We start from the raw sequence: 15,176 nt of genomic DNA, 5'->3' as shown, positions 1-15,176 counted from the left end.
GCATACGGATCCGTCGGGCGCGTTTCGTCCTGCTATTCCACGCCGCCGGCCAGCGCTCGCTCCAGGGCCGTTTCCAGCTCCGCCGGGCTGGCGCGCCGGTCCGGGGGCAGCGCGGCGAGGATGTCCGCGACCAGCCCCGCCCGCAGCTCGGCGGCCCGCTGGTCGATCCGGGTCAGGATCGCCGCCGTGTCCGCCTCGCCCTTGACCGCGGTCAGGATCGTCTCCAGCAGCTGCACCGTGTAGTCCGCCTTCGCGACCAGTGCGTTGCTGCTGCTCCCCTGGAACGGCACCTTGCGGCCGCACGAGTTGCCGCCGAAGTACGTCCCCTGCCACAGCGCGTGGACTTCGCTCTCAGCCTTCGCGGACATGTCGTCTCCCATCACGAACGAGGCGAGCCGCTGCAGGAATGCGCGGTCGCGGAGCTTGCGGCGGTCGATGCCGAGGTGCACATGGTCGAGGTGGGAGTCGTTCGCGCTCGCGGGCCGGTCCTCCCGGTTGTTCCAGCCGGTGACGGTCTGCAGGTCGGGCGCGGCGCCGTACACCTCGAGGACCTCGTTCAGCTCGCCGGCTTTCATGGCGGCGACGAGGCGGGCGGTGATGGCGGCGGTGCGGCGCCGGTTCTCGGTGGTGCCCCACGCGCCGGGGACGATGTCGATCGCCGCGATGTGGCGCGCCTGTTCGGTGGTGAGCCCGGCCTGCACCGTGTACGTCCGGTTGGTGCAGAACCGGCTGTTGAGCAGCCATTCCTGGGAGCGGTGGTGGCCCTTGAGGTGCTTCTCGTCGCCCTTGGTGCCGACATCGCCGCGGGGGATGCCGAGCCCGGCCGCGATGGCGGCGCAGCACTCGGCCAGTTCTGGGGTGATCTGCTCGCGCTGCCAGAAGGACTCGGCGTGCAGTTGTGCCGCGGTGGGCATCGCGCCTCCTCACCTCGCCGGTATGACGATGAGAGTGAGGCCGCGCGGCGGTTCTGGATACCTCCGGCGCCGCCCCGGCACCCGTTCAGGTGACGGGGCGGCCGTGCCGGGTCAGCAGAAGTCGGTGCCGTCTTCGTAGCTGGACTTCAGGTACGCCGCGTCGCCCGCGATCATCGCCATGACCTTCTTCTTGGCGTCGAGGTCGAACAGGATGCCTCGGCCATTGCTCGTGGTGACCAGGTACGCGGCCCCGCCGTTCAGCTCCTGGCCCAGGTTGCCGTAGATCGAGGTGAGCGAGGCCAGGGACATGCCGATCCAGGCGCCGGACGGGGTCGGGATGGTCTTCGCGCGGTTGATCACGAGGTAGAGCTCACCGTCGGGGCGGAACTGGAGCCGCACCTCCTGCCATACCCCCGTGCCGGTGGCCGTGGTGTTCACCGGGCAGGTCTCCCCGCCGGTCGCGACGTCGGCCAGCAGCCCGTCGGCCTGCAGGTCGGCGAGCTTCGCGCCGAGGGAGTACGGCCCGGCGCCGTCCACGGTGAGGTGGACCGCGGGGGAGGGCGAGGCCGCCGGGCCGGCCTCGGCGCTCGGGGTGGCCTCGGCGGGGAGGCTGGTGACCGCGCTGGGCGCGGCGGACGGCGGTTTCGGGTCGTCACCGCAGCCGGCGAGCAGGGCGACGGCGAGGAGGGGGAGGAGTGCGCGACGCAGCATGGTGAGTAGTGGAGCGGATCGGCCCGCGCCGCACTGTCACCGAGCCGACTCGCACGGGGAGTTCTCCGCTACAGCTTTCAGCCGAAGGCGGTGAGGAAGCGGTCGCGGAAGGCGTCCATGCGCCAGACGGGGGCGTCGGGGCCGGGGCGCAGGCCGTCCTGCCAGGACCAGGCCGCGACGCGGTCGAGGAGGGCGGGATCCCTGGCGACGATGGTGACGGGGGCGTCGCGGCTGGCCCGCTGGCCGGTGACCGAGGGCGAGGGCTGGTGGTCGCCCAGGAAGACGAGCACGAGGTCGTCGCCGCCGTAGGCCTCGACATAGGAGATGAGGGCGTTGAGGGAGTACGCGATCGCGTTGCGGTACGCGTGGCGCACGCGCGTGCGGTCGCGCTGCTCGACGATCTCGGCGGGGTCGTCGGAGCCGGCCGCCGCGGCGTAGACGGAGCCGTCGCCGACCGCGTCCCAGCCGAGCATCCGGGGCACCGGCTCCCAGGGCGAGTGGCTGGAGATCAGCGGGATAACCGCCATCACCGGCAGGTGCCCGGGCTGCCGTTCCCGCTGCTGGAACGTGTGCAGCGTGTACTGGTCGGGCATGGTCGCGAAGCTGTAGCGCGGCCCGGCGTAGCCGAGGTCTCCGGCGGTGTAGACCTGGTCGTAGCCGTACACCGCGCCCTCGGGCCACGGGGTGGTGGTGGCCGGCATGACCGCGACGGTGCGCCAGCCGTCCCGCGCGAACACCGCGGGCAGGGTGAGCCGGTCGCTGGCCAGCAGGGTCTGGTAGCGCTGCTGGTTGGTCACCCACAGCCCGGACAGCAGCGTCGACTGTGCGAGCCAGCTCCCGCCGCCGGTGGTCGGCGAGGTGAGCCACGCGCTGCGCGCGGCGTACCCGGCCGCCCGCAGCCGCGCGTACCCCTCGTCGAGCACCGCGCCGACCTGCGGGGACAGCTCCGGGTCGGCGAGCGCCACCTTGCCGTAGCTCTCGACGAACGCGACGACCACGTCCTTGCCGCGCAGCGCGGTGAGCGACTCCCCGGCGGGTGTGGCCCGGAACGCGTCGGCGGACAGCTGCTCGGCGAACGTCTGCCGGTCGCCCGCGCCCCGTTGCAGCTGGTGTGCCTGGTCGTAGGCGTCGTGCGCGGCGACCGGCACGCCGGGCACCAGCTGCGCCCCGGCCAGCGCCAGGGCGAGCCAGCCGGCCGCGAGCGCGGTGACGGTGCCCGCGGCCGGGCGCCGGTGCGCCACGGCGAGCCGGGCCACCCGCCCGAACGCCACGGTGACCAGGGCGAGCACGCCCACGGCGAGCAGGATCGCGGCGGCGACGGCGGCCCACATCAGAGCGCTGCCGTACGACTGGCCGACGTAGTCGGCGCCCGCGACCAGGAACGGCCAGTCCAGCACGGGTTCGAAGGGCCGGTCGAGCACGGCGGAGAAGCCGAGGCTGATCGCCTTGACGATGCTGAGCAGGCCCAGCACGGCACCGAGCGCGACTACCGCGATGCGCCTGCCCCGGGGCGGCAGCACCAGCACGACCGCCAGCGCGACCAGCCCGTCGAGCGGGATGCGCAGGAACGCGGCCGGGCTCAGCCGCCCCAGCTCGCTCGGGGCCACCAGCAGCACGAACACGAACACGAATGCCAGCACGAGACCTGCCCGCGCGGCCGGCTGCCGCCACCGCGCCATGGTCAGCGGGCCAGGTGCAGGGTGTGCGCGGCGCGGCGGGCCTTGGTGGCCAGGTAGCCGGCGTTGGCGGGGGACAGGTGCACGCCCGTGGGGATCCGCTCGGCCACCGTCACGCCGAGGCGGGTGAGCTGGTCGGCCTTGTCGGGGTTGTTGCTGAGCAGGGCGACCCGGTCCACGCCGAGCGCGCCGAGCATCTGCGCGGCCACGGTGTAGTCGCGGGCGTCGGCGTCGTGCCCGAGCGCCAGGTTCGCCTCGTAGGTGTCCAGGCCGGTGTCCTGCAGCGCGTACGCGTCGAGCTTGGCGTACAGGCCGATGCCGCGGCCCTCCTGGCGCAGGTAGAGCAGGTAGCCGCCGGCGGTGGCGATGCGCTCGGCCGCCTCGCGCAGCTGCGGGCCGCAGTCGCAGCGCTCGCTGCCGAACACGTCCCCGGTCAGGCACTCGCTGTGCGGGCGCACCAGCGGCACCGGCCGGTCCGCCGCGCCGAGCGCGAGCGCCAGGTGCTCGCGGCCGTCGACCAGCCCGGCGAACGTGATCACGCGCGCGGTGACGGTGTAGCCGTCGTGGAAGCGCAGCGGCACCGGCACCTGCGTACGGACGGTCGCGGCGGGCAGCATCGTGGTCATCGGTCTCCCTGGTCTGCGCTGCCGAACCGCGGCGACAACGCGTAGCGCAGCAGCACGACGTCGCCGATCTGCCGTACCTCGGCGAGTTCCGCCCGGCGGCCCGGCCGCCACGGGAAGTGGCCGTCGCCGACGAAGCGGCTGGCCCGTGAGTCACCGACGAAGAACGGGGCCACCACCAGATGCAGCTCGTCGGCGAGGTCGGCGGTGAGGAACTGGGTGTGGATGGTGCCGCCGCCCTCCACCATCAGCCTGCTCACGCCGCGGGTGTGCAGGTCCTTGGTGACCCAGTTCAGGTCGACCGGCTCGCCGCCGTCCACCACGGTCGCCACCTCGCCGAGCTTGCGCCGGGCGTGCTCGACGCGGCGGCTGGCGCAGTACACCAGCTTCTCGACGTCGCCCGTGGCGAAGAAGGCCGCCGCCGGGTCGAGCATGGCCTGGGCGGTGACGGTGATCTTCATGGGGGAGGGCGGCAGGCCGCGGGCCACCCGCGCATCGCGGCGGGCCTGGTCGCGGACCATCAGGCGCGGGTTGTCCCGGCGCACCGTGCGCGCGCCGACCAGGATCGCGTCGCAGCTCGCGCGCACCTCGTCGACCCGGTCGAAGTCGGCGTCGTTCGACAGCAGCAGCCGCTCGTCGCTCGCGGCGTCGAGATAACCGTCGATCGACATGCTGCAGCTGAGCAGGACGTACGGGCGGTCAGACATCGCTTCCACCTACCCGCGCGGGGGCGGGGGCAATCATGCGGGCCAGCAGCACGGCCGCCCCGGGCAGCGCGGCGACCAGGACCAGCACGCCGTACGTGACGGCGGTGGCGACCCCCTGCGTGGCGGTCATCCCGGCGGCGCCGAACGCCCACGCGGCGACGCCCTCGCGCGGGCCCCAGCCCGCGAAGCTGACCGGCAGCGCCATCGCCAGCAGGGCGAGCTGGGTCAGCGGCACCAGCAGCGGCAGTGGCGCGGTCGCTCCGGCGGTGCGCGCGGCGAGCAGGAACAGCGCCAGGTGCCCGGCCACGCCGAGCGCCGACACGGCGACGACCCCCACCAGCACGCCGGGGGCGGCCAGCGCGGTGCGCAGCTGGGCGGCATCGCGGCGCAGGCCGTCCCGCCAGCGGGCGACGGGCCGGGTGGACCCGGGCCGGGACAGCGCCCGCCCGGTCAGCCAGCTCGCCGCGCCGAGCAGGGCGGCGACCGCCAGGACCAGCGGCATGTACGGCCGCACCGGCGAGGGCAGCACCAGCAGCAGCACCGTCGTGGCGGCCAGCTGCACGGCCAGCCCGATCACGCGCTCGGCGACCACGGCGCGCACGGCCAGGCGCACGTCGCTGATGTCGAGCCCGTGCCGCAGCGCCCGGTGCACGTCGCCGACCACCCCGCCGGGCAGCGTGGTGTTGAGGAAGATCGCGTGGTAGTACGCCGCGACGGCCCGGCCCAGCGGCAGCCGCACGCCGAACCCGCCCGCGACCAGGCGCCAGCGCCAGGCGCAGCAGACCGTGGTCAGCACGCTGACGGCGAACGCGGCGGCCAGCGCGGCGCGGTCGATCCGGCGCACCCCGTCGAGGAACGGGCCGGTGCCCATCTGCCACAGCAGCAGCGCCAGGATGGCCAGGCCGCCCAGCAGCCGCGCCCACCGCCCGACCTGTCGCGCCGCCGCTCCCGGTGGCCGGGCGGCGTTCCCCGTCAAGGCGCTGCGCAACACGATCTCCCGTCCAAGCACTTCATCTTCCTAGGGGTAACGGCCCGGGGTGTCTGTGGATTTATACACAGAGCGCCCATCATCAGGTGGCCTCGCGCGTCATCGCCACCACGGAGAGGACGGCGGCGGCCCGCCGGGCGGTGCCCTCCCATCCGCTGAGCGTGTCACGCCTGCTACGGGCCGACCGGCGCAGCTCGTCGCGCAGCGGTGGCTCGGTCAGCCAGCGGCGCAGCGCCGCAGCCAGCGCGGCCGGGTCGCCGGGCGGCACCAGCAGCGCGGGCAGGCTGCCGTCCGGGGCGCGGCCCACGGCCTCGGGCAGCCCGGCGACGTCGCACGTCAGCACCGGTAAACCCCGGGCCAGGGCCTCGGTGACCACCATCCCGTAGCTCTCCCCCCGCGAGGGCAGGACGAGCAGATCAGCGTCCGCGTACGCCGCGTCGAGCGCGGCGCCGGTCAGCGGTCCCGGCAGGGCGATCCGGGGTCCGGCCGGGTGTGCACGCAGTGCCGTGACGAAGGCCGGGTCACGGTCGAGGGGACCGGCGCAGGTGCAGGTCCAGGGCAGCTCGTCCAGCCGGGACAGGGCGTCGGCCAGCACGTCCTGTCCTTTGTGCGGGGCGAGCGCGGCCACGCAGAGCAGCCGCGATCCGGACGCCGACCCGGGTGCGGCGGGTGCGGCGTCGACGCCGGGGGTGGCGACGTGGACGCGGGCGGGCGGCAGCGCGTACCGCTCGATCAGGCGGGTGCGGCACCACCGGCTGACGGTGAGCACGGCGGACGCCGCCCGCAGGGCGCGGCCCTCCTGGATGCGCAGGTCGGCGGCCTCGTCACCGAACACCATGTGCGCGAGCAGGACCAGCCGCAGCCGGTCCGCGTGGGCGGCCAGCGCGTCCCCGGCCCCGGCGGCGACGAGCCCGTCCACCAGGATGAGCGCGCCCTCGGGCAGGGTGTCCAGCCGCTGCGCGAGCGCGGCGAGCACCGTCCCGGACGGCCGCGGCCACGCACCCGGCACGGCGTGCTCGTGCACCGTCCACCCGAGGGCCGCCAGCCCGTCGCACAGCCTGCGGTCGTAGCGGTTGCCGCCGCTGGGCGCGGCCGGGTCGTCGATGTCACCCGGCAGCACGACGTGCACGGCCGGGTCGACGGTCGCGGACGGCCCGCCCGCTCGGCCGCCGCCCGGCCGCGGGGCGTCCGGCGGGCGACCGGGGCCGGCACCGCCGGGCGCGGCCTGCCCGGCCGCGTCCGGGTCGGACGTCACAGGGTGCGCTCGTAGCTCGCCCAGGCGATGTGCGACTCGTGCAGGGTGACCGTGAGGCCGGCCAGCTCGCGCGCGCCGTCGCCGAGCGCGCCCGCGCGTGCCTGCTCGGCGAGCCGGTCCGCGATCACCTTCGCGAGGACCTCGGTGGTGGTGTTCAGGCCCGCGAGCGCGGGCACCTCGTCGAGGTTGCGCAGGTTGAACTCGCCCACCACGGCGTTCAGCGCGCGGGCGGCGGCCGCGATGTCGACCACGATGCCGTCGGCGTCGACGTCCGCGCGGCGGAACGTCGCGTCCACCACGAACGTGGCGCCGTGCAGGCGCTGCGCGGGCCCGAAGACCTCACCGCGGAAACTGTGGGCGATCATCATGTGGTCGCGGACGGTCACGCTGAACACCGGTCACTCCTTGCCGTAGGTGATGACATGGCACAGGGCCGCCAGGGTGCCGTCGGCCAGCCCGGCCAGCACCTCCGGCAGCTGCTCGAAGCCCGACTCGCCGGACAGCAGCGCGTCGAAGACCGGGTCGCGCAGCAGGTCCAGGGCGAGCGCGAGCCGGTCGGCGTGCGAGCGCCGCGCCGCGCGGGCCGGGGACACCGTGCCCACCTGGCTGGCCCGGATGCTCAGCCGTCCGGAGTGGAACTCCCCGCCCAGCCGCAGGCCGACCTCGCGGTCGCCGTACCAGCTCAGCTCGATCACGGTGCCCTCCGGCGCGAGCAGCTCCAGGCCGCGCTGCAGTCCCGCGGCCGACGCGCTGGCGTGGAACACCAGGTCACAGCCGCCGTCGGCGTCCTGCGGGAGGCGGAACGGGATGTCGAGCGCGGCGGCCAGCGCGGCCCGGCCGGGATCGGCGTCGACCAGCTGCAGACGCACGCCGGGCAGGCGGGCCAGCAGGATCGCGGCGCACGCGCCGACCATGCCCGCGCCGACCACCGCGATCCGGTCGCCGACCAGCGGCGCGGCGTCCCACAGCGCGTTGACCGCGGTCTCCACGGTGCCCGCGAGCACCGCGCGGCGGGCGGGCACGCCGTCGGGCACCGGCACCACGGCGCGCGAGGGCACGACGTAGCGGGTCTGGTGCGGATACAGGCAGAACACGGTGCGGCCGAGCAGGTCCGCCGGGCCCTGTTCGACGACGCCGACGTTGAGGTAGCCGTACTTCACCGGGCCGGGGAAGCCGCCCTCCTGGAACGGCGCGCGCATGATCGCGTACTGGCTCTCGGGCACCTCGCCGCGGAACACGAGGGTCTCGGTGCCGCGGCTGATGCCGGTGTGGACGGTGCGCACCAGCACCTCGTCGGGGCCGGGCGCGGGCACGGCCACCGGCCGGATCTCGCCCGCGCGTGGCGAGGCGATCCAGAAGGCGCGCGCGTAGGATGCCATCGATCTCTCCTCACCCGATCTCCACCGAACCTAACGGAGGCGCCGTGCCGTCGCTGCGACCGGGCCCGGTGATCGGCCTGATCGTCCAGTTCGCCCTGCTGGTGGTGCTGGCCTCGACGACCGGGCTGGGCAGCGCGGGGTGGCTGGCCGGCATCGGGTACGGCATCGCACTGTGCCTGCTGGTCGACCGGGCGCTGCGGACCGCGCGCCGCAACGGGTTCGGCCCCGCCGACCGCGTCACGCTGAGCCGGGCGCTGCTCGCCGGCTGCGTCACCGCGCTGGTCGCCGACTCCTTCGTCCACGAGGTCGCGGTCCCGGTGCTGGTCGGGGTCACCGTGGTGGCGCTGGTGCTCGACGCGGTCGACGGCCGGGTGGCCCGGGGGACCGGCACCGACTCGGCGTTCGGCGCGCGCTTCGACATGGAGGTCGACGCGTTCCTGATCCTGGTCCTGAGCCTGTACGCCGCACCCCGGTTCGGAATCTGGGTCCTCGCCATCGGCGCGATGCGCTACGTGTACGTCGTGGCGACCTGGGTGCTGCCGTGGCTGAACGGGCGGCTGTTCCCGCGCTACTGGCGCAAGGTGGTGGCCGCGATCCAGGGCATCGTGCTCTGCGCCGCCGCCGCGAACCTGCTGCCCCGCCCCCTGGTCGTCATCGCCCTCGTGGCCGCGCTCGCCCTGCTCACCGAGTCCTTCGGCCGCGACGTCGGCTACCTCTTCCGCCACCGCCACGCCCTCGCCACGCGCCCCGCCTTCCTCATGGGCGCGACTCCTGTAGAGGCGCGCGGGCTGGGCGGCGCGGCGGCGGCCGACGGGGCCGTGCCGGGGGATCAGAGCGAGCGGGTGCGGGCGTAGACGTCGCCCGAGCGGCCGAGCGGGCGGAAGCGCTGTTCGAGCAGGTCAGCCAGCTCGGCGGCGCTGAGCCAGCGGTCGCTCGCGAAGCGCATGGTCTCGACGGGGGCGTAGTTGTACTCGTAGCGTCCCGCGCCGAGCTGCTCGACCAGCTCCAGCGAGGTCAGCGCGGCGTCGTGCGCTGGCGGCAGGTATTCGAAGGACAGGGCGCGCAGCGGGCGGGACAGGCCGCGCAGCACGTCCGTCTCGAAACCCTCCACATCGATCTTGCAGAAGGCCGGTTCGCCGTGCGCGGCGATCAGGTCGTCGAGGGTGACCACCTCGACCTCGACGGCCCGATCCCAGCGTACGGCCGCGAAGCGGTCGTCGGTGCTGGTCACCGTCTCGATCCACTCGTGCGACATGCTGGACACGGTCGGCGTGGCCGAGGACAGGGCCAGGCTCGCCGTGCCCGCCCGCGCGCCCACCGCGATGGGCAGGATCGCCACCTCCGGGTCGCGCCCGAAGAACAGCCGCAGCACGCGCAGGCAGTCCGGCTGCGGCTCGACGGCGACCACCCGGGCGCCCAGTCGCCGCCACGGCCGCACCCGGCTGCCCACGTGCGCGCCGATGTCGAAACCGACGTCGCCGGGGCCGAGGAACTGCCCGTAGAAGCGGCGCATCCGCCGGTGCCGGCCGGGGATGCCGTGGTACATCGCGAGAGACCGGGTGATTCCCCAGGCGCGAGCGAGCATGGCCGAGCCTAACCCGCCCGGCCCCCCGCGGCAGCGTTCCCGATCTCGTGGCTACCGGGGCGGCTCGCCGCGTGGATTCCGGATCTAGATGAATTGGTGCTGCCCGAGCGACAACAAAGCTTCTAGATCCGCTTTGGCGCGCCGCGCTTCGCCGTTATCCGGTTGGGTGCGCGGCGCCCGGCTGGCATCGTGAGCTGCGTGATCGAGCTGCCCGACCTGATGCGCCGCACCGCCGTGAGCCGGGGCGCCCACGACTGGCTCGCGTCCCTGCCGGAGCGGGTCGCCGACGTGTGCGCCGACTGGGCGCTGACCCCCGGTGAGGCGCTGACCGGCGGGTCGGCCGCGCTGGTGCTGCGGGTGCGGGCGGCCGACGGCACCGATGCGGTGCTGCGCCTCGCGCCGCCCGGCGACGGCTTCGCCGGCCAGGTGCGCACGCTCGAAGCCGCGCACGGCCACGGGTACGTGCGGCTGTACGCGTACGACGCCGCCCGCGACGCGGCGCTGCTCGAACCGCTGGGCCCGGCCCTGCCCGCGGCGGGCCTGCCCCCGGAGCGGGTGCTCGACGTGCTGGCCGCGACGCTGCGCGAGGCGTGGCGGGTGCCGCACCCGCCCGGCGCGACCGTGCCGCCCGGCCAGGACAAGGCCGGCACGCTGCACGAGCTGATCGAGCAGCTGTATCCCGAGACCGGCGAGCCGTGCTCCCCGGCGGTGCTCGGCCGGGCGCTGGACTACGCCCGCCGCCGCGCCGCCGCCTTCGACGTGACCGGCTGCGTGGTCTGCCACGGCGACGCCCACCCGGACAACGCCCTGGCGGTGCTGTCGCCGCGCGCGGGGGCCGAGTCCGGGTACGTCTTCGTCGACCCGGACGGCTTCCTCTGCGACCCCGGCTACGACCTCGGCGTCGCGGTGCGGGGCTGGGAGGCGGAGCTGCTGGCGGCGGCCGATCCGGTCGCGCTGCTGCGCGGCTGGTGCGCCCGGCTGGCCACGGCGACCGGGGTGGACCCGCAGGTGATCTGGGAGTGGGGCTTCATCGAGCGGGTCTCGTCGGGGCTCTACATGATCCGCCACGGTCAGCCCGAAGCCGGTCGGGCCTACCTGGCTTCGGCGGAGCGCCTGCTGGGCTGAGTCGCGGCAAGATCTTGCGGGGGCGTCGGCGTGCCGATCTGCTTCGGACTCGTTGACTTCATTGAAAGTTCTTGTGAATATTGCCGCAAGGTTTCAGCACGGTTTCAATCCCGTGCGAGCCGGTGCACCGCGACGACTCGTCCCCTCGTACCGTCCGGAGTGTTCCCATGCTGCGACGACGCAGACTTCTTCCCCTGGCGCTGACCGCGGTGCTCGCCGCGATGCTGCCCCTACCCCTGTCCGCACCGGCGGCGGCCGGCCCCTCAGGCACCAAGGACGTCATCGTCCAGCTCTTCGAGTGGAACTGGCCCTCGGTCGCCACCGAGTGCACCAACTACCTCGGCCCGCGCGGCTACGGCTACGTGCAGGTCTCCCCGCCCCAGGAGCACGTGCGCGGCCAGCAGTGGTGGGTGGCGTACCAGCCGGTCAGCTACCGGGTCGAGTCCCGCAAGGGCACCCGGGCGCAGTTCCAGTCGATGGTCACCACCTGCCACAACGCGGGCGTGAAGGTCATCGTCGACGCGGTGGTCAACCACACCACCGGCGTCGGCTCGGGCACCGGCTGGGCCGGGTCCACCTACACGTCGTACAACTACCCCGGCATCTACCAGACGCAGGACTTCCACCACTGCGGCCGCAACGGCACCGACGACATCGTGAACTACGGCGACCGGTACGAGGTGCAGAACTGCGAGCTGGTCAACCTCGCCGACCTCAAGACCGAGAGCGACTACGTCCGCACCAAGCTGGCGAACTACCTCAACGACCTGCTCAGCCTCGGCGTGGACGGGTTCCGCTGGGACGCCAGCAAGCACATGCCGGCCGCCGACATCGCGGCGATCAAGGGCAAGCTGTCCCGCTCGGTGTACCACGTCCAGGAGGTCATCTACGGCGCGGGCGAGCCGGTGCAGCCGACCGAGTACACCGGCAACGGCGACGTGCACGAGTTCCGCTACGGCAAGGACCTGGGCCGGGTGTTCCGCCGCGAGAGGCTGGCCTACCTGAAGAACTTCGGCGAGCCGTGGGGGCACCTGACCACAGGCAAGGCCGCCGTGTTCGTCGACAACCACGACACCCAGCGCGACGGCGGCGACATCCTGACGTACAAGGACAACGGCATCTACGCGCTGGCCAACGCGTTCATGCTGGCCTGGCCGTACGGCTCGCCGACCGTGATGAGCAGCTACGAGTTCAGCAGCAAGGACCAGGGGCCGCCGTCGGACGCCAACGGCAAGACCAACAACGCGACCTGCTTCAGCGGCGGCTGGCGCTGCGAGCACCGCTGGCAGGTCATCGCCAACATGGTCGGCTTCCACAACGCGGTCAAGGGCACCACGATGGTGAACTGGTACGACAACGGCAACAACCACATCGCGTTCGGCCGTAACGGCAAGGGCTACCTCACGATCAACGACGAGGACGGCGCGATCAACGGGCGCTCGTACCAGACGAACCTGCCCGCGGGCCGCTACTGCGACGTCATCCACGGTGAGAAGAGCGGCACCACCTGCACCGGCCCGGTGATCACGGTCGACGCCAACGGCTGGTTCGCGGCGAACGTCGCCGCGCACGACGCGATCGCCATCCACGTCAACGCGAAGATCAGCTAGCCCGGTTTGGTGATCGAAGCTCCCTTCATGCCCGTTTCCGGCAGCATGAGGGGAGCTTCGCTCAGGCAAGGAGGAACGGGACGGCCCGCAGGCGTGGCACGCTGGACCTCATGACCGCGCGGAACACTGCCGTCGTGCTGCCGGGCGAGGCTGCGCTGACCGGCACGGGCGACCTCGGGCTGTTCGGGCCGGGGTCGGTCACCTGGCGGGTGCACGCGGAGCCGGTGCTCTGGATCGCCGGCGTCCGGTCGCTGTTCCTCCAGGCGCTGCACCCCAGAGCCATCGCGGGCGTGGTGCAGAACTCCAGCTACAAGGTCGAGCCGTGGTCGCGGCTGCTGCGCACCGCCGACTACGTCGGCACCGTCATCTTCGGCACCACTGCGCAGGCCGCCGCCGCGGGCCGCCGGATCCGTGGCATCCACGCCCGGATGCGGGGGGTGGACCGGCGCACCGGCGAGACGTTCCGTATCGACGAGCCGGAGCTGCTGCGCTGGGTGCACGTCACCGAGGTCGAGTCGTTCGTGACCACCGCCCGGCGGGCGGGGCTGGAGCTGACCGACGCGGACGTGGACGGCTACTACACCGAGCAGCGGCGCGCCGCCGAGCTGGTCGGGCTGGACCCGACGACCGTGCCCGGGACCAGGGCCGAGGTCGCCGCGTACTACCGGCGCGTCCGGCCGGAGCTGGCGCTCACCCGGGAGGCGCTGGACACGCTGTTCTTCCTGATGGCACCGCCGCTGCCATGGCACCTCGGGCTCACCCCGGCCCGGCTGGTGTACACCGGGCTGGCCGCGACCGCGTTCGCGCTGCAACCGGGCTGGGCGCGGCGGGTGTACGGCACGCTCGGCCTGCCCACCACCGACCTGTCCGCCTCGGTGTCGGTACGCGGCCTGCGCCTGGCCACCCGGCTGCTGCCGGAGCGCTTCCAGCACGGCCCCATCTACCGCGACGCGATGGCTCGGGTGGCCGCTCGTTCCGCTGAGAGTTAAGAAGGTGCCCTTCCTCTACGTAAAGCGATAAGAAGGTGCCCTTCCTTTCAGGTCCAGGCGGGGGAGGGGGGCTGGGACTGCTGGGCTTCGCCGGAGACGCGGGGGTCGCCGCTGCGGAAGGCCTCCCACCAGCGCTCGCCGTCGGTGGCGAAGGAGGTCAGGGGGATGACGGTGCCGTCGGCGCGCTCCACCTCGAGGCGGTCGAAGCGGATGTCGCCCTCGATGCAGTACGCGCCGTCGCCGCCGGGCTCCTCGCGGCCGCACTCGCAGAACCAGTAGAGGGTGTGCGCGGCGGGCGGGCCGCCGGAGTCCAGGACCAGGCTCAGCCGCTCGGGCCAGTCCTCGGTGAGCTGGGGGTCGTTCAGGAAGCTCCAGCCGTACATCGGGTTCGACCAGCCCACCGAGGCCAGGAACGCGTCGGCGGCGTCGGCGTCGGCCAGGTCGATGGCGTTGCCGTAGTCGCGGCTGAAGGTCCGGTCCGCGCGCAGCAGCACCCGCACCAGCGACACTCCGGTGAACACCAGGGCGCGGCGGGTGTCCGGATCCACCGGCCCGTACGCGGGCAGCGCCAGCACGTGCAGCAGCAGCCGCACGGTGCGGCCCGGCCAGTTGACGCGCAGCCCGACCACATCTGACTCGTTGAGCGCCGTGTTGCATCGATCGAGCGGGGATCGATCCTGGGGCATGGCGTCATCATCGCGCGTCAGGCGGTCCCCGCGCATGACCCGTATGCCACGGATCGGCCGTCCGGTCAGCCGAACGGAGCGAATCGGACGGCACATGCGGATCTTCACGTAAACATGGGATGCCCCTAAGGTGTCGGGCATGCGAGTGAGGGGATACGCGCCCGCCACGCCGTGCTGGGCCGAGTACGCCGCCGCCGACACCGGCGTCGCCGCGGCGTTCTACAGCGGGTTGTTCGGCTGGGCGCCGGGCGAGGTGTTCACCCTCGGCGGCCGTGCCGTGGCCGGCATCGTGCCGGGCGAGCCCGGCCGGCCCGGGGCCTGGCTCGGCTACGTCTCGGCGACCGACGCCGAGGGCGCCGTGGCGGCGGTCGTGGACGCGGGCGGCTCGGTGCTGGCGCCACCGCACGACCGGGGCGGCAAGGGCCGGGCCGCGCTGGTCACCGACGCCGAGGGCGCCGTGTTCGGGGTGTGGCAGCGGGGCAGCTTCGGCGGCGCGGAGGCCGCCAACGAGCCCGCGACCATGTGCTGGACCGAGGTGGTGACCTGGCGCGAGGACACGGCCGTGGACTTCTACGGCAAGGCGTTCCGCTGGTCGGAGCGCAAGAGCGAGATCGCCGAGGGCGTGGACCACATCGAGTGGTTAGTCGACAGCCGCGTGGTCGGCGGGCTGTCCGTGATGGACGAGCGCTACCCGGCGGGCACGCCGGCGCACTGGCGCATCACGTTCGAGGTGGCGGACTGCGCGGCGACCGTGGCGCGCTGCACGGAGCTGGGCGGCACGGTGCTGGCCGGCCCGCTGGAGCTGGCGGTGGGCGACTACGCGCTGCTGGCCGACCCGCAGGGCGGCACGTTCGGGGTGATCGCGCTGTCCGACGCGATCCTGCAGACGCGCCGGTAGAGACAGGTGGAGGGTGCACCCCACGGCGGG

16 protein-coding genes are annotated in these 15,176 nt (G+C 73.6%); 5 read left to right on the top strand and 11 right to left on the bottom strand.

Annotation, left to right across the window (positions count from 1 at the left end; translation table 11 throughout):
- Positions 1-32 precede the first annotated feature (32 nt).
- From CS0771_RS37435 to CS0771_RS37395, 9 genes are all read right to left on the bottom strand, one after another.
- A complete protein-coding gene (locus CS0771_RS37435; protein ID WP_212845351.1) occupies positions 33-914 on the bottom strand; it encodes a hypothetical protein in 882 nt (293 codons plus the stop codon).
- A 111-nt stretch (positions 915-1,025) separates the two neighbouring features.
- Positions 1,026-1,625 (bottom strand): hypothetical protein, encoded by a 600-nt coding sequence (locus CS0771_RS37430; RefSeq protein ID WP_212845350.1) that lies wholly within the window; start codon positions 1,623-1,625, stop codon positions 1,026-1,028.
- A 77-nt stretch (positions 1,626-1,702) separates the two neighbouring features.
- A complete protein-coding gene (locus CS0771_RS37425) occupies positions 1,703-3,265 on the bottom strand; it encodes a sulfatase-like hydrolase/transferase (RefSeq protein WP_244871259.1) in 1,563 nt (520 codons plus the stop codon).
- A 41-nt stretch (positions 3,266-3,306) separates the two neighbouring features.
- Positions 3,307-3,918 (bottom strand): GTP cyclohydrolase II, encoded by a 612-nt coding sequence (gene ribA, locus CS0771_RS37420; RefSeq protein ID WP_212846282.1) that lies wholly within the window; start codon positions 3,916-3,918, stop codon positions 3,307-3,309.
- Between the two features lie 5 nt (positions 3,919-3,923).
- Positions 3,924-4,631: a dihydrofolate reductase family protein gene (locus CS0771_RS37415; RefSeq protein ID WP_212845348.1), complete on the bottom strand. Its 708-nt coding sequence runs from the start codon at positions 4,629-4,631 to the stop codon at positions 3,924-3,926.
- The gene (locus CS0771_RS37410; RefSeq protein WP_371821607.1) at positions 4,624-5,607 is read right to left on the bottom strand and encodes a YbhN family protein; all 984 of its coding nucleotides are present in this window, start codon (positions 5,605-5,607) and stop codon (positions 4,624-4,626) included. Before CS0771_RS37410 ends, CS0771_RS37415 begins: the two co-directional genes overlap by 8 nt.
- Positions 5,608-5,701: 94 nt before the next feature.
- The gene (locus tag CS0771_RS37405; protein ID WP_212846280.1) at positions 5,702-6,748 is read right to left on the bottom strand and encodes a glycosyltransferase family 4 protein; all 1,047 of its coding nucleotides are present in this window, start codon (positions 6,746-6,748) and stop codon (positions 5,702-5,704) included.
- 122 nt (positions 6,749-6,870) lie between these two features.
- A complete protein-coding gene (locus CS0771_RS37400) occupies positions 6,871-7,269 on the bottom strand; it encodes a 6-carboxytetrahydropterin synthase (protein ID WP_212845347.1) in 399 nt (132 codons plus the stop codon).
- Between the two features lie 3 nt (positions 7,270-7,272).
- A complete protein-coding gene (locus tag CS0771_RS37395; RefSeq protein WP_212845346.1) occupies positions 7,273-8,253 on the bottom strand; it encodes a zinc-binding alcohol dehydrogenase in 981 nt (326 codons plus the stop codon).
- Between the two features lie 44 nt (positions 8,254-8,297).
- Between CS0771_RS37395 and CS0771_RS37390 the strand changes: the two genes are divergently transcribed.
- A complete protein-coding gene (locus CS0771_RS37390; protein ID WP_212845345.1) occupies positions 8,298-9,107 on the top strand; it encodes a CDP-alcohol phosphatidyltransferase family protein in 810 nt (269 codons plus the stop codon).
- Here CS0771_RS37390 and CS0771_RS37385 read toward each other — a convergent pair.
- Positions 9,083-9,838 (bottom strand): FkbM family methyltransferase, encoded by a 756-nt coding sequence (locus CS0771_RS37385; protein WP_212845344.1) that lies wholly within the window; start codon positions 9,836-9,838, stop codon positions 9,083-9,085. The genes CS0771_RS37390 and CS0771_RS37385 overlap by 25 nt on opposite strands.
- A gap of 198 nt (positions 9,839-10,036) precedes the next feature.
- Here CS0771_RS37385 and CS0771_RS37380 point away from each other — a divergent pair, with 198 nt between their 5' ends.
- From CS0771_RS37380 to CS0771_RS37370, 3 genes are all read left to right on the top strand, one after another.
- On the top strand, positions 10,037-10,963 hold the full coding sequence (locus tag CS0771_RS37380) for an aminoglycoside phosphotransferase family protein (protein WP_212845343.1): 927 nt from the start codon (positions 10,037-10,039) through the stop codon (positions 10,961-10,963).
- 167 nt (positions 10,964-11,130) lie between these two features.
- Positions 11,131-12,573, top strand: coding sequence for an alpha-amylase family protein (locus CS0771_RS37375; RefSeq protein WP_212845342.1), 1,443 nt, complete (start codon positions 11,131-11,133; stop codon positions 12,571-12,573).
- A 110-nt stretch (positions 12,574-12,683) separates the two neighbouring features.
- Positions 12,684-13,562 (top strand): oxygenase MpaB family protein, encoded by an 879-nt coding sequence (locus tag CS0771_RS37370; protein WP_212845341.1) that lies wholly within the window; start codon positions 12,684-12,686, stop codon positions 13,560-13,562.
- A gap of 47 nt (positions 13,563-13,609) precedes the next feature.
- On the opposite strand, the gene CS0771_RS37365 is transcribed toward CS0771_RS37370, so the two are convergent.
- Positions 13,610-14,248 carry a hypothetical protein gene (locus CS0771_RS37365; protein ID WP_212845340.1) on the bottom strand — a complete coding sequence of 213 codons (639 nt, stop codon included), beginning with the start codon at positions 14,246-14,248 and terminating at the stop codon, positions 13,610-13,612.
- A gap of 139 nt (positions 14,249-14,387) precedes the next feature.
- On the opposite strand from CS0771_RS37365, the gene CS0771_RS37360 reads away from it, so the two are divergent.
- Entirely contained in the window at positions 14,388-15,146 is a 759-nt protein-coding gene (locus CS0771_RS37360) for a VOC family protein (RefSeq protein ID WP_212845339.1), read from the top strand.
- The last annotated feature ends 30 nt before the right edge of the window (positions 15,147-15,176 follow it).

This window comes from Catellatospora sp. IY07-71, from assembly GCF_018326265.1.
Classification (GTDB): Bacteria; Actinomycetota; Actinomycetes; order Mycobacteriales; family Micromonosporaceae; genus Catellatospora.
The sequence above is the reverse complement of the archived record's forward strand: the minus strand, read 5'-3'. Positions and strand labels throughout refer to the sequence as shown.